15 protein-coding genes, 1 tRNA gene and 5 pseudogenes are annotated in these 23,473 nt (G+C 37.1%); 4 read left to right on the top strand and 17 right to left on the bottom strand.

Translation table 11 applies throughout. From position 1 onward, the window contains the following. Positions 1-32 precede the first annotated feature (32 nt). On the bottom strand, positions 33-470 hold the full coding sequence (locus tag JCM6256_RS00395; RefSeq protein ID WP_236694712.1) for a GNAT family N-acetyltransferase: 438 nt from the start codon (positions 468-470) through the stop codon (positions 33-35). Between the two features lie 211 nt (positions 471-681). After that, the gene (locus tag JCM6256_RS00390; protein WP_025079882.1) at positions 682-2,454 is read right to left on the bottom strand and encodes an oleate hydratase; all 1,773 of its coding nucleotides are present in this window, start codon (positions 2,452-2,454) and stop codon (positions 682-684) included. A 168-nt stretch (positions 2,455-2,622) separates the two neighbouring features. Between JCM6256_RS00390 and JCM6256_RS09295 the strand changes: the two genes are divergently transcribed. Further along, positions 2,623-3,078 (top strand): TetR/AcrR family transcriptional regulator, encoded by a 456-nt coding sequence (locus JCM6256_RS09295; protein ID WP_238318563.1) that lies wholly within the window; start codon positions 2,623-2,625, stop codon positions 3,076-3,078. A gap of 3 nt (positions 3,079-3,081) precedes the next feature. On the opposite strand, the gene JCM6256_RS00380 is transcribed toward JCM6256_RS09295, so the two are convergent. The 3 genes from JCM6256_RS00380 to JCM6256_RS00370 all read right to left on the bottom strand — a co-directional run bounded on the left by JCM6256_RS00380 (position 3,082) and on the right by JCM6256_RS00370 (position 6,880). Further along, positions 3,082-4,536 carry an MFS transporter gene (locus JCM6256_RS00380; protein WP_025079881.1) on the bottom strand — a complete coding sequence of 485 codons (1,455 nt, stop codon included), beginning with the start codon at positions 4,534-4,536 and terminating at the stop codon, positions 3,082-3,084. A gap of 110 nt (positions 4,537-4,646) precedes the next feature. Next, entirely contained in the window at positions 4,647-6,116 is a 1,470-nt protein-coding gene (locus JCM6256_RS00375) for an MFS transporter (RefSeq protein ID WP_025079880.1), read from the bottom strand. An 89-nt stretch (positions 6,117-6,205) separates the two neighbouring features. Then, positions 6,206-6,880 carry a type 1 glutamine amidotransferase gene (locus JCM6256_RS00370; protein ID WP_025079879.1) on the bottom strand — a complete coding sequence of 225 codons (675 nt, stop codon included), beginning with the start codon at positions 6,878-6,880 and terminating at the stop codon, positions 6,206-6,208. Between the two features lie 177 nt (positions 6,881-7,057). On the opposite strand from JCM6256_RS00370, the pseudogene JCM6256_RS09290 reads away from it, so the two are divergent. Then, positions 7,058-7,814: pseudogene (locus JCM6256_RS09290) on the top strand (MIP/aquaporin family protein). Between the two features lie 57 nt (positions 7,815-7,871). Here JCM6256_RS09290 and JCM6256_RS00360 read toward each other — a convergent pair. Together JCM6256_RS00360 and rlmD are read right to left on the bottom strand one after the other, a co-directional pair. Next, positions 7,872-8,432, bottom strand: a complete 561-nt coding sequence (locus JCM6256_RS00360; RefSeq protein ID WP_025079878.1) for a DNA-3-methyladenine glycosylase I — start codon at positions 8,430-8,432, stop codon at positions 7,872-7,874. Position 8,433: 1 nt separating this feature from the next. Beyond that, a complete protein-coding gene (gene rlmD / locus JCM6256_RS00355; protein ID WP_025079877.1) occupies positions 8,434-9,777 on the bottom strand; it encodes a 23S rRNA (uracil(1939)-C(5))-methyltransferase RlmD in 1,344 nt (447 codons plus the stop codon). 391 nt (positions 9,778-10,168) lie between these two features. Between rlmD and nhaC the strand changes: the two are divergent. Continuing rightward, a pseudogene (gene nhaC, locus JCM6256_RS09285) lies at positions 10,169-11,544 on the top strand (Na+/H+ antiporter NhaC). An 89-nt stretch (positions 11,545-11,633) separates the two neighbouring features. After that, on the top strand, positions 11,634-12,347 hold the full coding sequence (locus JCM6256_RS00345; protein WP_025079876.1) for a Bax inhibitor-1/YccA family protein: 714 nt from the start codon (positions 11,634-11,636) through the stop codon (positions 12,345-12,347). 84 nt (positions 12,348-12,431) lie between these two features. On the opposite strand, the pseudogene JCM6256_RS09280 reads toward JCM6256_RS00345, so the two are convergent. The 10 genes and pseudogenes from JCM6256_RS09280 to JCM6256_RS00295 all read right to left on the bottom strand — a co-directional run bounded on the left by JCM6256_RS09280 (position 12,432) and on the right by JCM6256_RS00295 (position 23,471). After that, positions 12,432-13,351: pseudogene (locus tag JCM6256_RS09280) on the bottom strand (diacylglycerol kinase family lipid kinase). A 23-nt stretch (positions 13,352-13,374) separates the two neighbouring features. Further along, positions 13,375-14,805: an Asp-tRNA(Asn)/Glu-tRNA(Gln) amidotransferase subunit GatB gene (gene gatB, locus JCM6256_RS00335; RefSeq protein ID WP_025079875.1), complete on the bottom strand. Its 1,431-nt coding sequence runs from the start codon at positions 14,803-14,805 to the stop codon at positions 13,375-13,377. Between the two features lie 4 nt (positions 14,806-14,809). After that, positions 14,810-16,249 carry an Asp-tRNA(Asn)/Glu-tRNA(Gln) amidotransferase subunit GatA gene (gatA, locus tag JCM6256_RS00330; RefSeq protein ID WP_025079874.1) on the bottom strand — a complete coding sequence of 480 codons (1,440 nt, stop codon included), beginning with the start codon at positions 16,247-16,249 and terminating at the stop codon, positions 14,810-14,812. Further along, complete coding sequence (gene gatC, locus JCM6256_RS00325) at positions 16,249-16,557, bottom strand: Asp-tRNA(Asn)/Glu-tRNA(Gln) amidotransferase subunit GatC (protein WP_025079873.1); 309 nt, start codon at positions 16,555-16,557, stop codon at positions 16,249-16,251. Before gatC ends, gatA begins: the two co-directional genes overlap by 1 nt. 11 nt (positions 16,558-16,568) lie before the next feature. Next, on the bottom strand, positions 16,569-17,708 hold the full coding sequence (locus tag JCM6256_RS00320) for a CamS family sex pheromone protein (protein ID WP_025079872.1): 1,140 nt from the start codon (positions 17,706-17,708) through the stop codon (positions 16,569-16,571). A 15-nt stretch (positions 17,709-17,723) separates the two neighbouring features. Next, positions 17,724-19,733, bottom strand: coding sequence for an NAD-dependent DNA ligase LigA (gene ligA / locus JCM6256_RS00315; RefSeq protein WP_025079871.1), 2,010 nt, complete (start codon positions 19,731-19,733; stop codon positions 17,724-17,726). Positions 19,734-19,766: 33 nt separating this feature from the next. Beyond that, positions 19,767-22,015, bottom strand: a pseudogene (gene pcrA / locus JCM6256_RS09275) (DNA helicase PcrA). Between the two features lie 90 nt (positions 22,016-22,105). Next, positions 22,106-22,743, bottom strand: a pseudogene (locus tag JCM6256_RS09270) (glycoside hydrolase family 73 protein). A 130-nt stretch (positions 22,744-22,873) separates the two neighbouring features. Continuing rightward, positions 22,874-22,958 (bottom strand) — tRNA-Leu (locus tag JCM6256_RS00300). Between the two features lie 54 nt (positions 22,959-23,012). Further along, complete coding sequence (locus JCM6256_RS00295; protein WP_025079870.1) at positions 23,013-23,471, bottom strand: SprT family protein; 459 nt, start codon at positions 23,469-23,471, stop codon at positions 23,013-23,015. Positions 23,472-23,473 lie beyond the last annotated feature (2 nt).

Raw genomic sequence — 23,473 nt, 5'->3', positions numbered from 1 at the left:
GCGTTACCAATCAGGCAACGCTTTTTTAGTTATTATTTTTCAATTTTAAACTGATAAAAACCAAAGCTCATCTGCTTTAACGCCTTAACAAAGCCTGGCTTATCTAATTTTTTACCCGTAGTCAAAGCTTCGAACTCACCATCTTGATCTTTCAACTTTTGATCAGTTCTATGAAAACCATTGCGTTCATAAAACTTCAGGCGGCTAACTCTCTGCTTGTAATTCTTAGCAGTCGGTACCACTGGCTCGATATCGATGACTAACTGCTTGTCAGGATAACGATCTTCGAGCAAGGTTAAAATCTTTGTACCATAACCTTGACCACGCAAATCTTTATTAACAGCCAAGTAGGTTAAATAAACCGTTGTATCACTCTCTACAAAGTAAGCAATTCCGCAGAATTTACCTCCATCATATAAAGCATGAAACTTCACACTTGGTTTAAGTGACATCACTAATAACGATGGCATTGAGAAACGTTCCCAATCAGGAAAAGCACTCAAATACAACTTCTTGGCATCACGATATGCTTTTGTGCCCCATCGGGCGGGCTTAGATTCTAAAATAAATATCCTTCTTTTCTATATAAAAACATTTTAAAAATCTACTCCCATATTATACTCAAAAAGATCATGCTTGTCCTAAAAACAAGCATGATCTTTTATAGATAATAAGCTAATATTACATCAATCTATATTCTTTGAGTAAGTCCTCAATATATGTGCCCTTTACTTTCTTGAGCATCCCCTTAATTGCCAATTTTTCTGGAAGTGGCAAGTCAAGCTCAGTTAATTTCTTTTGGTCATTCAAGTAGTACATCGCATTCATAAGCATACGCACATCAAATGCAGAAGCAAATACTTCAGGAATGCCGCGATCAATATCAAGCAATGTGTAAACTGCTTCCATGGCCGTACGAACTGAGTATTCAGTAGTAAAGACTGTGTCTCTTTCCGTTTCGGCAAAATTACCGATGAAGGCTAAGTTCTTTGATTTTTCGGGAACAACCTTTGGACGATCACCTAATGCTCTTGGCATGAAGTATGAAGTAATGTATGGCATGTGAGCTGGAATAGTAACTGCTGCATGAGCCATTTCAGAAATCTTTTCATCTGGCACGCCCATATGGTAAAGCCATTCTTCACAAAGTTCAATACCGTTACATTCTGGCATTGTCTTCTTTACATAGTTACCGTTAGTATCTGAATAAAGTCCGTAAAGCCAAACAATTAATTCATTTGGTTTTTGCTTATGGAAGTGAGGCTGACGACTGATTGAGTAGCCGAGCATCCAATTAGAATCCTTAATCGTTGTTGGTCCGCTTGTTACGATTGAACCACTATGCGGATCTTTTTTGTTAATTTTTTCAATAAATGGAACAATATCATCGTTCTTAAAAGTTACCGTTGCGGACATTACCCAGTTGGCCTTTGGAATATTTTCGCAGAATTTTTCTGGATGACCAAAGTCACTATCTTGTGCAGCTAAATTCTTCCATAATTGCCAACTTGCACCAAATTCATGATGTTCATCGGCTGGATGCAGATTGTCACCATAAGTTGTACTTTCAGTAATTGAACCGTTTGTTACGAAGACTAGATCATCTGGGCTAAGCTTAATAGATTTTTCTTCACCGTTTTCGGTCATCTTAATTTCTTCCGCAACCTTAGCTCCATTTGAACGATTAACAATAATATTATTAACAACAGTGTCATAATGGAATTGTACGCCATGATCCTTCAAGAATTTAACCATTGGTAAAATCAATGATTCATATTGATTATACTTAGTAAATCTAAGTGATGAAAGATCCTTCAAGGTAGCTACGTGTTGAACAAAGCGCATCAAATAGCGACGCATTTCCATTGCACTTGCCCAAGGTTCAAACGCAAACATTGTTGCCCAGTAAAGCCAGAAGTTTGATTCGAAAAATTCTCTTGAGAATACTTCATTAATCTTTTTATCTTGTAAATCTCTTTCTGGAGTTAAACATAGGTTAACAATTTCTTTAACTGCCTTTGGCGTTAAAAGCAATTGACCATCTGTTGGTAATTCTTCACCACGGTTTACAATTACACGTGTCTTAGAAAAACTTGGATCTTTTCTGTTTAAACGATAAAATTCATCTAGGACAGTTTCACCAGGATTATCTAATGATGGAATCGATCTAAATAAATCCCATAAAGTTTCAAAGTGGGTTTCCATTTCACGACCACCACGGATAATGTATGATTGTTTAACTTGATCATAAATACCATCCATACTGCCGCCTGGAAGACTCAATTCTTCAAGAATATGGATCTTTTCACCCTTCATTTGCGCATCTCTAAGCAAAAAGGTAGCTGTCGCAAGTGAAGCTAATCCTGATCCAACAATATAAGCTGATTTTTTATCTACGTCTTTTGGTTTGGAAGCATGAACAAAAGCTTCGTAGTTACCATTTGAATAATGCATAAAATTTAACACTTTCTTTAAAAATCGTAACAGTTGTAACTATTTAACTATAATATAGTGTAAATGCTTTCAAGTGTCAAACTAAATGCTTACATTAAAAGGAAAATATTATGAATAAAAAAAAGTCTCCATACTCAACATAAAATTGAAAAAGCTTTATTTAAATTATTGGAAACTAAGTCATATCCAGAAATTACCATTTCACAAATCACACGCTTAGCTAAGGTTTCAAGAACTTCTTTTTACCGTAATTATGAACAAAAAGACAGCGTAATTAGCGAATTTATCAAGCGCCGATACGACAGGTTAATTTTAGATATTAAAGAAAATCACTTAGACGATTTATCTAAACAGCTCATCGCTTATCTTTCTTATTTTAAAGAGAATCCGACTATTATGCCCCGCTTACTTGATGCTGGTTTTGAAGGGATGCTTTTAAATGAACAGACAATTTACTTAAATAATTTATTGCAAATTTGTCACCCAGGTTTAAAATTGGAAGATTATGCCATCAGCTATCAATCCGGCGGAATTTTTATGCTTTTAGTTTGGTGGGTAAAACAAAACTACCAAACCCCCCTAGAGGATTTGGTAGCTTATGCACATAAACATATTATGATTTAATATTTAATCAATATTTTTCTTTTTGTTGAAGTGGAAGTTAATCCAAATAGAGGCAATAAGTAAAATAGCCGAACAAAGCATGATTCCGCGCAATCCAGAATAAAAGATTTGACGCATCGTTGGTAAAAGACTACTTGGCAAACTAGCGGCAGACTTAGCATCACTCAATTTATTCATCATGCTCATAGTAATGCCTTTATTGCTTGCTACCCCACGGGCCAAAGCCATGTTCATGATTACGCCATAAATAGCGGCCATAACAGTTTGCGCCAAAATTCTGATTAAGTAAGAAAGTGAAGTAGCCGGAGCCATATCTTTTTCACCAGCATCGACTTGGACCTTTACTTGTAAAAGCACAAAGATAAAGCCCACACCAAAACCAGAAAATGTAGCAATTAATGTAATAAGCCAAAAGCTAGCATCGCTTGGAATAAGCACCATTGATAAACTTGAAATAAGCATGCAGATAATTGCCATCAAAATCAATCCGCGATCACTAAAGCGTGCCTTAAGAGGATTAACAACCAAAGTACCAATCGTATCAGCAATTGAGTTAGGAATTAAAGTCATCCCTCCGATTAAGGCCGTTGTTCCTAGCAATCCTTGTGCCCACATTGGCAAATAAGTATTAATTGCTAAAAATGCGCCCCAAGTGAAAGTGAACAAAAGCAAGTCGCCAACCAAAGCTTTATTTTTAAACATACTAATTGGAATAACCGGATTGCTGTCGTGAGCTTCATGTTTGAAGAAGAATACTAAAATAAGCAAACCTAAAATAATTGAGCCTGCAATAATAAGTGGACTTACCAAGCCAAGAAGTTGAATTCCTAAAAGAATAAGGACCAAACCCGTTACAACCAAGAAAGAACCTAAAATATCAAACTTAGCTTCTTTCTTAACGACCTTTTCACGATAGTAAAGAACTGAAAGCAAAACAGCAATAAGACCAATCGGAATATTAATGTAGAAAACCCAGTGCCAAGAAAGTGAATCAACCAAATATCCCCCGACTAATCCTACGATTGCTGCAACACTAAAACTGGCACCAATATAACCTAAAATCTTTGTTCTCTTTTTAACATTGGTAAAAATCTGTCCGGCCATAATATATGGAATGGATCCCATTCCGCCGGCTCCAATTCCCATTACTGTTCTCGCAATTAAGAAGAAATACATATTTTCGGCTAAACCTTGGAAAAGCGAACCTAGTACAAACAATAAAAGCGAAAGTTCAAAGGCAGCTTTATTACCGATCTTTTCACCCAATTTGCTCCAAATTGGCGTAGAGACAGACATTCCTAAAAGCATCAAAGCGATAATCCAACCCATAAATTGGATTCCGTGCAAATCTGCGATAATTGCCGGAATAGCTGTATTAATAATCGTACTGTCTAGTCCTGCCATGACATTTGCTAAAATCATGGCATAAGTTACCATTGAAATTTGCTTTTTACTCATTCTTTCTCCTCATTTTTTTGCTAAATATAAATAAAGAGCCTTGATCATTTTGACCAAGACTTTTTTATTTTCTATATCAATTATGCTTGCGCCAGATTAAAAAGACAAGCTTATTTCAAAACTTTTTTAGGCGTCTTCTTCCAGTTAAAGTAGAAATTCAAAGCTGTCGCAATTATCAATAAAATAAATGAAACTAACATAATTTCTTTAATTCCGGAATGAAAAATTGCCCGCATGGTTGGAATTAGATTTTGTGGCAAACTCTTAGCAGAAGCCGCATCACTCAATTTATTCATCATATTCATTGTAATGTCAGTTCTATGAGCAATTCCATGTTCAAGTGACAAGTTCATGATTACGCCGTAAATTGCAGACATAATGGTTTGCGCCAAAATTCTAATTAAATATGATGTTGAAGTAGCTGTTGGCATATCTTTTAGCCCTGCATCAATCTGAACTTTTACCTGCAAAGCAACAAAGATAAAGCCTACGCCAATTCCTGAAAAGGCTGCAAGGGTTGTAAGAAGACCTAATGGCGTATGTAAATTAGATAAGAACATGCCACCCGTAGAAATCATCATGGTAACAATTCCAATCATAACTAAAGTAAATGTTCGCAAATGTTCTTGAATTGTAGCAACAGTTTGGGAAGCGATAATTTCTACAATTGAGTTTGGAATCAAAGTCATCCCACCGACTAAGGCTGACATACCAAGAAGCGCCTGTGCCCACATTGGCAAATAAGTATTTACCGCAATAAAGGCGCCCCAAGTTGTCGCAAACAACAGAAAATCACCGTTTAAATCACGTTTCTTAAAAATAGAAAGCGGAATAATAGGATTCTTTGCTTTTCTTTCGTTGTAAAAGAATAAAAATGCTAAAACTAAGCTGATAATAATAAGCAAGGCAACAATCCAATTAGCGGTAATTCCTAATAATTGAATCCCCATTAAAAACATAATTAAACTGCAAACCAAAAGACCTGCACCTGGAAGATCGAAAATTGGCAAAGATTTTGGTGTAACGGGTTTGTAGAAAATAATACAAATAATGAAAGCCAAAAGACCTATTGGAATATTGATATAAAATACCCAGCGCCAAGAAAGGGCATCAATTAACCAGCCCCCAACAAGAGGACCTAAAATTGCAGCACCGTTAAAGCTAGCTGTTAGATAACCTAAGACCTGTGTTCTCTTTTTAATATTTTTAAACACATATCCAGCGATGATATAAGGAAGCGAACCCATACCGCCGCCTCCGATTCCCATGACCATTCTGGAAATCAAGAAAAAGTAAATATTAGGCGCGATTCCTTCAAAAGTTGAACCTAAAACAAACAAAATCAAAGCTATCTCAAAAGCCTTTTTATTGGTAATTCGTTCACCGATTTTAGTCCAAATCGGAATTGAAACGGACATCCCCAATAAGTAAATAGCAACAATCCAGCCCATAAATTGAATTCCATGAAGCGCAGAAACAATTGCTGGAATTGCAGTATTGGTGATCGTACCATCAAGTCCGGCCATAACGTTACCCAGCATTAAAGCAAAGGTAACCATATTAATTTGCTTTTTATTCATTCTTTCGCTCTTTTCCAAACTAAAACAGCCCCTAATGGGACTGCAACTTAATTATCATTATGGACTGTGAAAACGGTTATTGTAAAGAACTAATTATTTTTAGTAATGTAATTCAAAATATTAAACATAATCTGTTTATTTTCTTCAGGAACTCCATGAGCAATAATTTCACTTGCTGACTGATGAAGCGCATTGTTTTCTTCCGGATATTCACTATCGTTTATAGCAATTTCACGAAGATTATCCTCTTCTGGCTCAAAATGAAATTGTAATCCAACTATATTATTACCAAGAATAAAACCTTGGTTTCTAACTAGATCACTTGCAAAAAGCAATTTAGCTTCTTTAGGCACTTCAAACATTTGTTCATGCCAATGTAAAGCCGTCATTTTATCAGGAAGGCCAGGAATAGTTTTATCTTGTAAATAAACTGGTGCCCAGCCTACTTCCTTTGCTGGTGCATCTGAAACTTTATATCCCAATGCTTTTGCAATTTGTTGAGCACCAAAACATGCTCCAAAAATTGGTTTATGCTGTGCCAAAAGTTCTTTAATTAATTTTCTTTCTTGATTAATCCAAGGTAAAGCATCATTAGGACTCATTGGCCCACCTAAAATAATCAATAAATCTGTTTCATTCACCTTAGGTAATTTTCCAAAAACTTCTGGATGATAAACATAAACATCTGCTTCTTGCTCATCAGCCCAAGATTTTATTGAACCTGGACCTTCATTAGGCGTGTGTTGAAGAATATTTACTCGCATTTTCTTCCCCTCTTATGCATAATTTTTAATATTTATATGCTTATATACCTTAGTTGTCAACTTTTTTGCTCAAAATTCGATATTTTTATAAAAAAAGCTAGGTTTCAGCGCATTCTTACTGTATACTTTTCCTTGCAGTAATTTTTCATCTATTTTTTCAGGGAGGAAAAAGTACTTATGGAACATACTTGGATGATGAAGTACTTTGCCGAATTTTTCGGTACGTTAATTTTAGTATTATTTGGAAACGGTGCAGTTGCCAACACATTTTTGACAGGAACTACCGGTGATCCAGAAGATGGCAAGGCCAATGGTGGTTGGCTTTTAATCGCTCTTAGTTTCGGTTTTGGTGTTATGATCCCATCAATGTTGTTCGGTTCAATTTCAGGTTGTCACATCAACCCAGCCGCAACTATTGCACAAGCTTGTGCAGGAATTTTCCCATGGTCACATGTTTTGCAATACATCTTTTTCCAATTTTTAGGTGCAATTTGTGGACAATTAATCGTTCTTGCAGTTTACTGGCCTCACTTTAAGAAGACCAAGGATTCAAACATTGTTTTCGGTTGTTTCTCTACTGTTGACGCAACTAACAACAAGTTGAACGGTTTTGTTGCCGAAGTTGCTGGTACAGCTGTTTTAATGTTTGTTGCAATCGGTCTTTACCGTGGCACTTTCTTCAAGCAAGCCGTTGATATTGCCAACATCGGTGTTGGATTCATGATTATGGCCGTTGTTATGGCTATTGGTGGTCCTACTGGTCCATCTCTTAACCCAGCTCGTGACTTGGGTCCAAGAATCCTTTACGCAATTTTGCCAGTTCCTAACTCTGACAAAAAATGCTCACTGGGACTACAGTTGGGTTGCATCTGTAGGTCCTATCGTTGGTGCAATTATTGGAATTTTCCTTTACAAATTTGCATTTGGACTTTAATTATTAAACTGCTAAAAAGAAAAGCGATGAGAAAAATCTCATCGCTTTTTTCATGCCTTAATATTTGAAACTACATTTTTCAATATGGTCATTAATTAAACCGACTGCTTGCAAAAATGAATAAATAGTTGTTGGTCCCACAAATTTAAAGCCTTGCTTTTTCATTTCTTTGGAAATCTTAGCAGACAATTCATTCTTAGCCGGTACATCACTTTCCGAATCAAAATGATGAATAATCGGATTAGGAATGAACTCACACAAAAAGGTTGAAAAGCAATTGCCATTTCGATGCCAATTGCTTAATACTTGCGCATTGTTAATAGCTGCATTGATTTTTAACTTATTACGAATAATTCCAGCATCATTCATTAAACGTTCAAAATCTGCATCTGTAAATTTAGACACTTTTTCAACATCAAAGTCTGCAAAAGCATGACGGAAATTTTCGCGTTTATACAAAATCGTAGCCCAAGAAAGTCCCGATTGAAAACTTTCCAAAACTAACATTTCATACAAATACTTTTCATCTAAATTGAATTTGCCCCATTCTTCATCGTGATACTTACGAGAAAGTTCATCATCAGTATCACCCCATGAACAGCGTTTGATCTCTGGCATTTTACTTAGTAAGAACTGCTACAGATTCAACATGCGGAGTTTGTGGGAACATATCAACAGGTGAAACTTCATTAAACTTGTAGCCCTTTTCCATTAACAATTGCATATCTCTAACTTGCGTAGCAGGATTGCATGAAATATAAACAATCTTCTTTGGCTTAGTAACAACAGCTGCGTCAATAAATTCAGGAGTTAAGCCTTTTCTTGGCGGATCAACAAAAATCACATCAGTTTTAAGACCTTCGCTTGCCCAACGTGGCATAACTTCTTCAGCTTTCCCAGTTACATACTGGGCATTATCAATGCCGTTAAGCTTAGCATTCTTATTAGCATCCCTAACCGCATCTTTAATTGTTTCCATACCTCGCACAGCCTTAACATGTTTAGCAACGCTAAGACCAATTGTCCCGATACCTGAGTAAGCATCAATTACAACGTCGCTTGGCTTCAAATCAGCCTTTTTAATTGCCAAATCGTATAAACGTGGTGTTTGCAAAGAATTGATTTGAAAGAAACTCTTAGGAGAAATTCTAAACTTCACATCGCCGATTTGGTCAGTAATATGGTCATTTCCTCTAACAACATAATCGTTTTTACCCAAAATAACGTTAGTCTTCTTTGGATTATGGTTCAAAATTACGCTAGTAACGCCTTCAATTTGACTAATTTCTTCAGCCACCTTAGGAAGTTGTTCAAAGTCCTTATGAAGACAAACTAAAATCACCATAATTTCGCCAGTTGACTTGCTACGGCGAACATCAAGATATCGAACTTCACCCTTATTATGAATTTCATCATAAGCAGGAACATTATACTTACGTAAAATATCACGCGTTGCAACAAGAACACGGTCAATTTCAGGATCAGTTGTAAAGAAGTTGGTAAGTGGCACTAAATCGTGGGAATGACGTCTGAAAAAGCCGATTTCAAGTTGACCGTTAACTTCACGAACTGGAACTTGTGCCTTATTGCGGTAGCCTTTTTCTTCCGGACTAGCTAAAGTTTCATCAACCTTAACATCATCTAAGTGTGCCTTTTTAAGAAGGTTCACAACTTGATTGCGTTTAAATTCAAGTTGCTTATCATACTTAATATGCGCAAGAGAAGCCAAACCGGTTTGAACCCATTGATTTAATTTAACATTGATTCGATCTGGACTTTCTTTAATGATTTCTTCAATCTTGGCAAAAGCAAACTTCTTCTTAACTTTTAAAATTTTTGCCTTAACTACTTCGCCAGGCAAAGCATTATTTACAAAAATAGTTAAACCTTCATAGTGAGCAACCCCCATTGCTTCATATGAAAGGTCGGTAATTTCTAATTCAACAATTTGATTTTTCTTCATGTAACTTGCTCTATTCTTTTCTAAAAAATGTCTACTTCTATTTTACAGTAATCTGAACGTTAAAGCTTGTCTTTACTCTAAATCAAATGCAAAAAGAAAACTTTTTTAATTAAAGTATTGACACCATTTTTTAATATTGCTATCATAATGACCAACAATAAACGAAAAAAGTAGTAACTTCGTTCAGCGTTCAGAGAACTGGTGGTTAGTGCAAACCAGACAGGCGAAGCTTATGAATTACATCGCTTAGAGAATTGTTCGGAATTATTCAGAGCCGTTATCATCTGATAGAGTTTGAGTTCTTATGCTCAAAGTGTGGGTGGTACCACGGTTAGCAAATCGTCCCGTTGACTTTTAGAGTCAGCGGGATTTTTTATTTGGAGGAAAAGATATGAAAAAGAGAATCTCTTTTGCGGAATCAATTATCATTCTCGCACTTCTCCTAATTATTTTGGGAGTTGCAGTTATCAAATTCGGACTTTCACCAGAAGTTCCAGTTTTATTTACTGTTTTGCTTTTAACTTTTTGGGCAAAATTCAAAGGCTTTTCTTGGCAGGAAATTCAAGATGGAATTAAGGAAGGAATCGGCGTAGCCATCATTCCTATCTTTATTTTTATCTTAATTGGTGCCCTTATTGGTCTCTGGATTCAAGCTGGCATTATTCCATCAATTATGGTTCTTGGTTTTCACTTAATCAATGGTGCATTCTTCGTTCCATCTGTTTTCGTAGTTTGCGCAATTGTCGGTGTTGCGATCGGAAGTGGCTTTACTACAATTTCAACAGTGGGTATCGCTCTTTTCGGAATTGGTACAAGCATGAATGCTAATCCTGCTTTAGTTGCCGGTGCAATTATTTCCGGAGCCGTATTTGGCGATAAAATGTCTCCACTATCTGATTCAACTAATCTTTCTTCCGCCGTTGCTGAAAGTGAATTATTTGCGCACATTAAAAATATGATGTGGTCAACTATTCCTTCTTTTGTTGTTTCTTTCATTCTTTTCTGGATTTTAGGAAACAGCGGCAAGATGGATTTAACAAAAATTGAACGTACTTCAACTATTTTGCAAAATCAGTTCTTCATTAGCTGGTGGGCAATAGTACCAATTATTTTGATGTTGATCTGTGCATGGCGCAAAATCCCAGCAATTCCTACTTTGTTTATTAATATCACTGCAACAGTCATTATGATTTTCATTACTAATCCGCATATGTCAGTTACTGCCTTGAATAATTTGATCATGAACGGCTTTGTAGCAAAAACCAGCGATGCTTCAGTTAATGCTTTGCTTACTCGTGGTGGAATTTCTAGCATGATGCAACTGTTGCCTTAATCATTTCTACGCTTTCACTTGGCGGAATGCTTATGAAATTTAAAGTAGTTCAAAGTGCAATGGAACCTCTTGTAGAACATTTAAAGAAACCTGGTCGTTTGATTACTGTCACTATTCTTTCAGGCATCTGCATTAACCTTTTTGTGGGTGAACAATACCTTTCTGTAATTTTGCCAGGCCGTGCCTTTAAAGTAGCTTACGATAAAATTGGTTTGTCACCATTAGCTCTCAGTCGTGTTCTTGAAGACGGAGGCAGCGTTATTAATTACCTTATTCCTTGGGGTGTTGCCGGTTCCTTTGCTGCATCAACTTTAGGTGTTCCGGTTTTGGCATTCCTGCCATTCACTTTCTTCAGTTTGCTTTCACCTGTTTTCTCAATCATCAGTGGCGTAACTGGAATTGGTTTAAAATGGGCAAAAAAACCTACTAAATAAGATTTAAATTTTAATATTTTTCTTTAGTCCTTTCTATTTTTGTGATAGCTTATTTAATGAGTATATCTATATGTAGAAAGGATTTTTTTATGGATAACTTTTCAAGTACTCCTGGACGTCGTCAAGTTCAGGATGTTTCTGCTGTTAACAGCTTTTTAGCTAAAACTTACAGCATTATGGCATTAGCTGTTTTAGTATCTGCTTTAACTGCATTTTTATCAACAACTGTTTTTAGATCAGCTTTTATTGCCCTTTTCAGCAATCAAGCATCCGCATGGATTATTTTATTCTTGCCTTTAATTCTTACTTTTGCAATTAGTTTTAGAGCAACTCGTAATCCTGTAGCTAGTTTTGTCATGTTAATGATCATGTCTGTAGCTTATGGGTTAACCTTTGCAATCATTTGCGCTGCTTATACTGGCGCTACAGTTGCTACCGCCTTTGTTTCAGCCGCAGCTGTTTTTGTAACTATGGCAATTTATGGTACATTTACTAAGCGCGACTTATCAAATATTGGTGCTTACACAACTGCTGCTTTAATTGGTTTTATCGTAGCTACAGTTGTTAACATGTTCCTTAAGAACCCAATGATCACATACATTTTCGCTTACATTGGTGTTATTATCTTCGTTGGTTTAACTGCTTGGAATGCTCAACAAATGAAGACTATTTACGCTAAGTACGCTGACCAAACTAACTCATTAGGTTTGGCAACCGCTGGTGCTTTGCAATTATACCTTGATTTCGTGAACTTATTTATGTTTTTCCTTCAAATCTTTGGTATGGGCGGAGAACGTCGTTAAAGTAAAAGTTTCATAGATACAAAAAAGACGCTGAAGTTAATTCTTCAACGTCTTTTTTTGATTTTCAAAATTATTTAACCAAACTTATGCACCAACATAAAATTCAATATGTTGTTTTAAGTTTTCAAAACTTACTGGGCAATAACCACCAATTTCACCATCTAAGTTAACTGGCAATTCCTTGCCTTCACTCTTACCAATAAGTTCTGCCTTCAAGCTCTTAGTCTTAGTATAAATGATATTTGGATCATCTACGTGCTTACCGTTTAATGCTAAAGCCATAAGCTTCATCATATTAACAGGATCAGATGGCTTAACAACGATCAATTGGAATAAACCATCACTAAGTTGAGCATCAGGCATAATTTGTTCGAAGCCACCAATTGAATTTGTCATTCCAAGTAAGAACATAGAAAGCCCGCCTTCATAAACGCCATCATCATAAGTTAAGCGCATCTCATTTGATGTCAAACGTGGCAACATTTCCGCACCTTTAATCAAATATGCTGCATAACCTAATGCAGATTTTACTTCTGAAGGAACACCATAAGTAAGTTCAGTTAAAGAGCCACTGGCAGCAATATTGACAAAGTATTGGGACTTTTCACCAAAATCGGCCTTACCAATATCCATCTTGCGAGTTTTATTTTTAAGAATAACTTTGGCAGCGTCCAAAATACTGTCACGGGGAATGCCTAAAGCACGGCATAATCGTTGGTTGTACCAGCAGGAATGATTGCCATCTTGGGTCTCTCATCCAAAAATGCCAAACCATTAACAACTTCATTAATAGTTCCATCCCCACCAGCAGCTACGATTAATTCAAAGCCCTCTTTTGCCGCACGTGTAGCTTCATTTTGAGCACTCATTTCTTCTGGTGTTGTTCTAAAAGCACTAGCTTCATAGCCAGCTTGTTCTAGAATATCCAAAATATCGGCCACATTTTTAGGCATTTGTTCGTGACCTGATACAGGATTATAAATTAATCTTGCTTTGCGTGTCATAATTACTACCTTGGTTCTAAAATTTAACGACTAGCTAATTCCTTGTTCAAAAGCTTGTTAACAACCTTTGGGTTAGCCTTACCACGAGTTTGTTTCATGATTTGACCAACTAAGAATCCAATAGCACGATCCTTACCATTCTTGAAGTCTTCAACAGATTGTGGATTATCATCAACAACCTTAGTAACCATTGGTTCCAATACAGAAAGATCTGATAATTGAACCATGCCTTTTTCTTCAACATACTTCTTAGGATCAGTACCGTTGGCAATAGTTTCAGCAAAGACCTTCTTGGCGATCTTAGATGAAATAGTACCATCTTGGATCAACTTGATCATTTCAGCTAAGTGTTCTGGGGTAAGCTTTACATCTGCCAAGTTTACACGGTTATCGTTCAAGTAACCATTAACTTGTGTGTTCATCCAGTTAGCTGCAAGAGTTGGATCAGCACCAGCTGCGACAGCTGCATCGAAGAAGTCTGAACTTTCCTTAGTTTGAAGCAAAACATTTGCATCGTAAGGCTTAATGCCAAACTTGTTTACGTAGTCATCGTAACGTTCAAATGCAGACTTAGGAAGTTCCTTAGCGATTTCATCAATCCATTCTTGGCTGATATGATCAGGAGCAATATCTGGTTCTGGGAAGTAACGGTAGTCGGAAGCACCTTCCTTAACACGTTCCAAAACAGTCTTACCAGTTGCTTCGTCAAAACGACGAGTTGAAAGTTGAATATGACCACCAGATAAAAGAACTTGTTCTTGACGTTTTTGTTCATATGCAAGTGAACGACGAACGTGATCAAATGAGTTCAAGTTCTTCATTTCGACCTTAGTACCAAGTTCCTTTTGTCCTGCTGGACGAATAGAAATGTTGGTGTCGACACGCATTGAACCTTCTTCCATCTTAACGTCAGAAGCGCCAGTAAATTGAACAATCTTACGTAATTTTTCAAGGTATGCGTATGCTTCTTCAGGATCTTCCATATCAGGTTCAGAAACAACTTCAAGAAGTGGAACACCTTGACGGTTTAAGTCAACATATGAGAAACCATTAGTTCCGTGAGTGTTCTTACCGGCATCTTCTTCGATGTGCATTTCATGAATACCGATACGCTTCTTCTTACCGTGAACTTCAACTTCAATGTAACCGTCACAAGCAAGTGGTTGGAAGAACTGAGTAATCTGGTAAGCCTTTGGGTTATCAGGATAGAAATAGTTCTTACGGTCAAAGTGAGTTGTTGGCAAAATATGTGCGTGTGTTGCCAAAGCAACCATAATACCCAAACGATAAACATTCTTGTTAACCATTGGCAAGACACCAGGCATAGCCCAGTCAATTACGTTAGTCTCCGTGTTTGGTTTTGCACCATAACTTACTGGTGAAGGAGAGAAAATCTTGCTCTTTGTCTTTAATTCGAAGTGGACTTCTAATCCGATAGTCGATTTAAAATTCATTCAATTAATCCTCCATTCCAGTTGGTGTTTTTTCGTAGAATTTGTTGTTGCGTTCGATAAAGTCAGCAGTCTTGAAGACATTGCCTTCGTCAAAACGCTTAGCCATAATTTGAAGACCAACAGGCATTCCATCAACCAAACCAGCTGGAACACTAGCAGCAGGAATACCTGCCAAGTTTGCTGAAATAGTCAAAATATCGTTGTTGTACATCTTAACTGGGTCAGAAATTTCTTCGCCAATGCCAAATGCAGGAGTTGTAGTAACAGGTCCTACAATTACATCGTTTTCAGCAAAAATCTTATCAAAGTCATTGCAAATCAAGGTTCTAACCTTAGCAGCTTGTCTAAAGAACTTGTCGTATGAACCAGCTGAAAGGGCAAATGAACCAAGCATGATACGACGCTTAACTTCTGTACCAAAACCTTCTGAACGTGACTTAACATAAACGTCAAGCAAGTTCTTAGTATCCTTAGCACGGTAGCCGTAACGAATACCATCATATCTTTGCAAGTTTGATGAAGCTTCACTTGAAGCAATAATGTAGTAAGTTGGAACAACATACTTAGTATGTGGCAATGAAACTTCGTTAATAACTGCGCCGTTTTCTTTCAAAAGATCAATTTGCTTTTGAATAGCTTCACGCATGTCGCCATCGACAGCTTCCATGTATTCCTTAGGAACAGCTACGCGAAGACCTTCAACGTCTTGACCTAAGAACTTAGTAAAGTCAGGAACTTCACGAGTTGAAACAGTTGAATCGTGTTCATCAGCACCTGCAATTACGTTAAGAACTTCTGCTGAATCCTTAACGCGCTTACTCATAACACCGATTTGGTCAAGTGATGAACTAAATGCGATAAGACCCCAACGTGATACACGACCATAAGTTGGTTTAATACCAAAAATTCCATTAAATGCAGATGGTTGACGAATTGAACCACCGGTATCTGAACCCAAAGCTGCAACAACTTGGCCGCCAGCAACAGCAGCTGCTGAGCCACCGGATGAACCACCTGGAACTTTATCTAAATTCCAAGGGTTGTGAGTTGCGCCAAAGTATGAATGTTCAGTTGATGAACCCATTGCGAATTCATCCATGTTGGTCTTACCAACAAAAGTTGCTTGAGCTGCCTTCAACTTGCTAATAACAGTAGCGTCGTACATTGGCATAAAGTTATCCAAAATGTGACTTGCAGCAGTAGTCTTAACACCGTTAGTAACAATGTTGTCCTTGATACCGATTGGAATACCTGCCAACTTATTCTTTGAAAAATCAAGATTTTCAGCTGGCTTAGCATCATCTTCAACAGTGATCCAAGCGTTTAATTTCTTGTCAGTATCCTTAATGTTTTCAACAGTATCCTTAGCTAATTGATCAGCTGAAATTTCGCCACTGGCAAGTTTTTTGTTTAATGAGTCAATAGTTTCGTTTAAGTAATTCATTACTCGTTATCGTCCTTCTCAATAATTACAGGAACCTTAATGAAGCCATTAGCCTTTTCAGGTACGTTTTCCATTAATGTTTCTCTATCTTCGCCTTGCCAATGTTCAGGCTTATCTTCTCTGAAGACAGTATCACGGTCAACAACTTGAACCGTTTCTTCAACACCTTCAGTATCAACTTCTTGAAGTTGACTTGCCATATTAATAATTGAACCCATTTGTTCAGTAAATTTACCGATTTCGTCGTCGCTAAACTCAAGTCTTGAAAGAGTAGCAACGTGCTTAACCGTATCTTCTGTGATTTCCACTCAAATACCTCCTATTCGCCGCCATAAATGTGGACTTGGTAACCACTATCTGCTGTTTCTTTAGCAATTAAGGCTTGCACATTATCAACAGAACCAATCTTTATTTCAATTGGAACATTGTTTGCCAAATACTTCTTCGCGGTAGATAAAACAAGCTGTGTAAAGCTTTGTGTTTGCTCATAACCATAAAATTGCGTGGTAATTGAAATATTTTCTTGAGCAAGCTTATCATCATCATAACGCAAAGTTGCTGTTACTCCACTAATATTAGGGAAATAATTTTGGATTGCTGTCTTAAAACTGTTGAAATTAGATGCATCATTGCTGTTTACAGCTTTAGCATTACCAACTGTCGGTAAAACTTGCGTTTTTACTGAGACAGACTTCCATTTAGTTATTTTACTACTATTAGCGCTAGCTGTCCCGTAAGCAAAATAACTTCCTCCAACTAAGGAGTCTTTGCTTGTCTTTGAGAATAATCCAACAGTAATCGGAATATTCTTCAAAGCCTTTTTCTTACGCAAACGAGCAATAACTTGCTGGGCCATTTTTTCGCCCTGAGCACGTTGAACAGATCTTGGAATATCATATTGATATTGTGGTCCATCTTTTACTTTTTGATAATAATCAACAGAATTCATTGCCAAGCCAATGCTGACTCCACCTAAATGATAGTTAGAGCCTGAACCTGTTAAGTAATCCTGTTCTAAAATTTCTTCCAAATAGTATGGATTGTAATGTTTTTTAGTTCCTGCAGCAGGGTTCAAACCTGTTGGATTATCTTTTGATTTTCTGCCAAGCCAATCAGTTACAGTTGATGAATCTAAATGTTGGCCTTCTTGGAAAACATAAGAACTAGGCGCATATTCATTTTTAGAAATTTGCACTAAACCACGTTCTAATTCACGTGTATCCACAGAATTATCATTGTCAGTAGCCGTTAAACCAGAAATTTCACTAGTGACATAGCGACCATTTTTTAATAAAACCGTATAACCATTTTTTCCTGCATTAGTTGTTTGATAACTTTTTGTTTTTACGTTTGAAGTAGTTGTAGCATTATTTGCCAAATTCGACTTTTTCAAATTGCCGCAGGCAGTTAAAGTCGTTGCTACTCCAAGCAAAGCTAAAACTTGCAAATATTTTTTCACAATTAGATTGTCCCTTTATTCTATTTGTGCAATTGCTTCTTCTTCCGTCAAAAGCGGCACGCCTAAAGTTTGTGCCTTAGTGTATTTAGAACCTGCATCTTTGCCGTAAATTACATAATCGGTCTTATGCGACACCGATCCTGTAACTTTTGCTCCTAAAGACTGCAATTTCTTAGTAAATTCACTTCTACTATAATGCTCTAACTTGCCCGTTAACACAACTGTTTTCCCTTTAAAGTAGTTGTCTTGGATATCTTCTGAGTCAGTATCTTGACCAAGATAATCCATGTTCAAGCCACTTTCCTTAAGTTCTTCAATCAATTTTTGTGCAGCTGGCTGAGCAAAATAAGTTGTTAAAGATTCTGCAATCGTCGTTCCTATTGTATCGATTGCAGCCACATCTTGCACCCCTGCAGACGTAATCTTTTCCATATTTTTAAACTTTTTAGCAATTAAGCGGGCAGCTTTTGCACCAACATGATCAATTCCAAGTCCTGTAAGAAGAAGCTCAACCGAATTTTTCTTAGAATTATCAATCGCGGTTAATAAATTATTGATTGACTTTTCTTTAAAGTGATCAAGATCGGCCAAATCATCAGGCGTTAAATGATAAAGATCGGCTACATTATGAACCAAATCATTTGCAATCAATTGTTTGACAATCTTCGGTCCCAAACCACCAATATTCATGGCTGGACGCGAAGCAAAGTGCGTAATCCCTTCTTCAACTTGCGCTGGACAAGATGGATTAATGCAGCGAAGTGCAACTTCATCTTTAAGATGAACCAAATCTTGACCACAAGATGGACAAATTGTAGGAATTTCATAAGGAACTGAATCTTCTGTCCTTTTTGACAAAACAACTTCAGAGATTTCAGGAATGATATCGCCAGCCTTATGAAGTTTAACCGTATCGCCAATTCTCACATCCTTTTGCTTCAACAAATCAGGATTATGAAGAACGGCACGAGCAACGGTGGTTCCCGCAAGCTGAACAGGATCCATTACGGCCGTTGGCGTTACAACACCGGTTCTACCAACTGTCCATTCAATATCGCGGACAATCGTTTCTTGTTCTTCAGGCGGAAACTTATAAGCAATTTCCCAACGCGGAACTTTAACGGTATTCCCCAATTCTTGTTCGATATTTAAGTCATCAACTTTTAAAACAATTCCGTCAATTCCGTAAGTTAAACTGTCACGCTTTTCAGTATATTCATCAATAAAGTCAAAAATTTCATCTAAACTAGAAAGCTTGCGACCCGTTTCATTGGTATGAAAACCCAGCTTGTGCATTTCTTCAATAGCTTGGTGCTGACTGGTAATACCTTCAGGTGGATTTACCCAAGTATAGATAAACGTACTTAAATCGCGTTTTTTTGTCACTTTTGCATCTAATTGACGAAGCGAGCCAGCAGCAGCGTTGCGCGGATTGGCAAAAACATCCTGCCCATTATCGTCACGCTCTTGATTAAGCTTGGCAAAAGCTTCCTTACCCATGTAACATTCCCCACGTACTTCAGTTGTTAAAGGCTCAGATAAAGTTTGTGGAATATCGCTAATATAACGTGCGTTGGCTGTAACATCTTCACCAACGTTACCATTTCCTCGTGTTGAAGCTCGCACCAACTTGCCGTTTTCATATTCAAGTGAAAGTGACAAACCATCAATCTTCAATTCGACGTTATAGGCAACCGGATGTCCAACTAATTTTTGAATTCTTTGATCGAATTCTTTAAGTTCGTCTTTAGAAAAAACATCCCCCATCGAAAGCATCGGAATTTGGTGTGCAACTTTAGTAAAATCTGAATCAATTTCACCACCGACTCTTTGAGTAATTGAATCGGATGTCACTAATTGCGGAAATTCTTTTTCTAGTTCCAACAAACGGTTGTATTTTTGGTCATAAACATTATCTTCGACTTCCGGCGCGTCCTTTGAATAATAAGCTTCAGCCCATTCATCAAGCTGCTTGCGTAAAGCTGCAACTTCTTTTTGCGCCTCATCAAGAGTTATCTCTGCCATAATTTTTCCTCCTGACTAAAAATCATAAGTTAATTATACCTTCTTAATCGGTGCAAAGGCAGCAAGAAGACGTTTTACACCCTTATTTGCAAATGCAATATCAAGTTCCATATCTTCACCTTCGCCATTAACCTTCATAACAACGCCGCGTCCCCATGCTTTATGTTCAACTTGGTCGCCAACATTCCAGCCTTTCTTTTCAGCACCGACAGCACCTGAAGCCTTTTTAGCAGTTGTATAAACTTGTGCGCGAGCACGTTCATCTTTACGGGCAAATGGTGCAGCTTGGGATTGATAAGAATGACCGGCCAAAAACGAATTGCCAGCATTTGGATTTTCCACATCCATATCCTTAGCGTCAATTTCATCCAAAAATCTTGAAGGGGGATTATTTTGAATACGGCCATACATCATTCTTGAATATGCATTGGTTAAGTAGAGTTCCTTCTTAGCACGGGTAATCCCTACGTAGGCTAAACGACGTTCTTCTTCAAGCTGGCCATCATCCATCATTGAACGTGAAAGTGGGAAAAGCCCATCTTCCATACCGATCAAGAAGACAACCGGAAATTCCAAACCTTTAGCAGCGTGCAAAGTCATTAAAGCAACTTGATTATCATCTTCATCAAGATCATCCTGATCGCTAAGAAGCGAAACTTCAGCAAGAAAATCGCTTAATGGGCTAGAATCATCTTCCTCTTGTTCATAACTATCATCAAAACGCTTGGTTACTGAAAGAAATTCATCCAAGTTTTCCAAACGCGTATCTGCTTCAATAGTATGCTCAGCCTTTAAAGTTGAGCTGTAATCAAAGTCTTCTAGAATCTTTTCAGTTAAACCTGTTACGCTGTGATCCTTAGCAAAATTAATTGCATCATGAAGTTTAGTACCAAAATCACTTAATTTAGAAGCGGCACGATTAGAAATTGTGGACATTCCCACATTATCCATGGCTTCCAAAGTATTAAAATGATTTTCATCCGCAAAAGCAAACAACTTATCTACAGTTGCTACACCAATTCCACGTTTTGGCGTGTTAATAATTCTGTTAAGACTCATTGTATCGGCCGGATTGGCAACAAGCTTAAGGTAAGCCATGATATCTTTAATTTCTTTACGATCGTAAAATTTATGTCCACCAACAATTTGATAAGGAACATTTGACTTAACAAAAGCTTCTTCGACTGTACGTGATTGTGCGTTAGTTCTGTATAAAACCGCAAAATCCTTATAGCTGCGCTTATTATCTTTAACTTCTTCCTGAATCTTAGAAATAATAAAGTGGGCTTCATCATCACCGCTTTGGGCCTTGTAATAAGTTATCTTTTTACCGTCGCTTGATCAGTCCATAAATTCTTGGCTTTACGGTTTTGATTATTTTTAATAACGGAATTAGCCGCTGACAAAATATGGCCTGTTGAACGGTAATTTTGTTCCAATTTAACGGTTTTAACACCATCGTTTTTGTAGTCATTTTCAAAATTCATGATGTTTTCCATATTAGCGCCACGCCAACCATAAATTGACTGATCGGCATCCCCAACTACGCAAATATTTTTGTATTGTGCAGCCAAAGCGTGGGTCAATTCATATTGTGCTTCGTTGGTATCCTGGTACTCATCAACCAAAATATATTGGAACTTATTTTGATAATAGTGCAAAGTCTCTGGATCTTTTTTAAACAAAACCAAAGTTTGCATAATTAAATCATCAAAATCCATAATTTGATCACGCTTAAGACGACGTTGATATTCCGTATAAATCTTAGCCGCCATCTTTTCAAATGGTGAAGAAGCACTCATTTCAAAAGCTTCAGGAGTAAGCAAATCGTTTTTGCCGTTAGAAATTGCTGACAAAATCCCACGTGGATCATACATTTTAGGATCAATATTCATGTCCTTTTCAATATGCTTCACTAAAGTCAATTGTTCAGCTGAATCTGCAATTGAAAAGTTATGACTATAATCGATTTTATCAGCGTCACGGCGCAAAATACGCACACAAAGAGCGTGGAAAGTTGACATCCAAATACTTTCAGCCGCAGGCCCTAATAATTTTTGCTCACGTTCACGCATTTCGTTTGCTGCCTTGTTGGTGAAGGTAATTGCCAAAATATTCCAAGGGGCAACATTATTTTCTTCAACCAAGTAAGCAATACGACGCGTTAAAACTGAAGTTTTGCCTGATCCTGCTCCGGCAACTACTAAAAGCGGACCTTCAGTAGTTTCAACAGCTTGTTTTTGTTGTGGATTTAAGCCATCTAAAATAGATTCTTTGCTCATTTTGATTCCCTTCACGTATAAAAAATATAGCCTCACTATTATAACAAAAAAGAGAAGGACGAACGAGTGTTCATTCTTCTCTTTTTATATCTATTTATCATACTTGGCTAAATTATATTGTTCAATCAAACTAATTAATTTATCTGAATAATTTGGATCCGTAGCGTAACCATCGGTTACCAAGCTTTAGCCTGCTGCTTGTAATTCTTAGATGCTAAGACATGCTTATACTGCTTATGGTTCCAAGTTGTACCATTTTGGAACAATCTTGCGTGAGCACGAATTGATGCCTCATAAGAATCATAAATTTGAAAGCGTGCTTTGACATTTATCCACTTGCCGTTTTCATATTCTTTGGTTACTAAAACAGCCGAAGTATTGGGATTAGTCCCTTTTACCCCAAACAAATTATTATACTTTTGCGAAAGTGCACTTTGACCATAGTCACTTTCAAGACATGCCTGAGCAACGGTAATGCTTGGAAGCAAGTCATAAGATTTATCAACTTCACGAGCAATTGGCCCGATTTTTTTAATGAAAGCTTTACGTTGACGAATCAATCTAGCTTGCTCTTGTTGACGCTGAAGCTGTTCTTGACGAATTTGTTCAGTTTGAATCGCATAGCGTCGATAATATCTAAATGCGACAAATGCAATTATTAAAACAAATAGAATTAAAAATACCCGAATAACTACAGGAATACGATGTTTCTTACGCCTTTTAGCCATATAATTTTCCTTATCTCAATTATTTTATATATAAATTAAGTATAATCCGCCAAAACGAAAAATGAAGTCTTGATATTAATTTTTATAGATACAAAAAAAGAAGTCGCTCATCAGCGACTTCTTCATCAGGTGCGGGCGAGAAGACTCGAACTTCCACGATCTAAAGCGATCACAAGATCCTTAGTCTTGCGCGTCTGCCATTCCGCCACGCCCGCGGTACTCCAATATAGTACCCCATAAATTGGACTTATGCAAGGGAAATTTGAAAATTATTTGAATTTTTTTGCTAAAATCAATTTTCCCTGACATTTACCGCACCGATAACGTCTAGTATTAATGCGACGATTGCGCGGATATTGTTGCTTGCAGCTTTGGCAAATATAAAGATAATTTATTTTTCTTTTTTGCCGTAAACCAATATCAGGTGCATAACGACTGCCACCGACTTTTTGCAATAAGAATTTAAAATCACGATTGCGATGTTGATAGCCTCTACCTAATAAATGCAAATGATAATGACACAACTCATGTTTAATAATACCAACTAAATCATCATAATGTTCAGCTGTTAAAAAATGAGCATTAATTTCAATATGATGATCGTCTAAATGATAACGGCCACCGGTTGTCTTCATGCGACGATTGATTTTCACCTGATGAATAAACGGCCGGCTAAAATATTTTAATGAAATTTTTTCAACTAAATTTTGTAATTCAGTTTGATTCATTT

The organism is Lactobacillus hamsteri DSM 5661 = JCM 6256, from assembly GCF_000615445.1.
GTDB lineage: Bacteria > Bacillota > Bacilli > Lactobacillales > Lactobacillaceae > Lactobacillus > Lactobacillus hamsteri.
Note: the sequence above shows the minus strand (reverse complement) of the source record. Positions and strands in the feature narration are given on the sequence as shown.

Coding starts and splice junctions, on each gene's coding strand:
- JCM6256_RS00395 (WP_236694712.1), bottom strand. CDS start 470: ATGCCATCGTTATTAGTGATGTCACTTAAACCAAGTGTGAAGTTTCAT.
- JCM6256_RS00390 (WP_025079882.1), bottom strand. CDS start 2,454: ATGCATTATTCAAATGGTAACTACGAAGCTTTTGTTCATGCTTCCAAA.
- JCM6256_RS00380 (WP_025079881.1), bottom strand. CDS start 4,536: ATGAGTAAAAAGCAAATTTCAATGGTAACTTATGCCATGATTTTAGCA.
- JCM6256_RS00375 (WP_025079880.1), bottom strand. CDS start 6,116: ATGAATAAAAAGCAAATTAATATGGTTACCTTTGCTTTAATGCTGGGT.
- JCM6256_RS00370 (WP_025079879.1), bottom strand. CDS start 6,880: ATGCGAGTAAATATTCTTCAACACACGCCTAATGAAGGTCCAGGTTCA.
- JCM6256_RS00360 (WP_025079878.1), bottom strand. CDS start 8,432: ATGCCAGAGATCAAACGCTGTTCATGGGGTGATACTGATGATGAACTT.
- rlmD (WP_025079877.1), bottom strand. CDS start 9,777: ATGAAGAAAAATCAAATTGTTGAATTAGAAATTACCGACCTTTCATAT.
- JCM6256_RS00345 (WP_025079876.1), top strand. CDS start 11,634: ATGGATAACTTTTCAAGTACTCCTGGACGTCGTCAAGTTCAGGATGTT.
- gatB (WP_025079875.1), bottom strand. CDS start 14,805: ATGAATTTTAAATCGACTATCGGATTAGAAGTCCACTTCGAATTAAAG.
- gatA (WP_025079874.1), bottom strand. CDS start 16,249: ATGAATTACTTAAACGAAACTATTGACTCATTAAACAAAAAACTTGCC.
- ligA (WP_025079871.1), bottom strand. CDS start 19,733: ATGGCAGAGATAACTCTTGATGAGGCGCAAAAAGAAGTTGCAGCTTTA.
- JCM6256_RS00295 (WP_025079870.1), bottom strand. CDS start 23,471: ATGAATCAAACTGAATTACAAAATTTAGTTGAAAAAATTTCATTAAAA.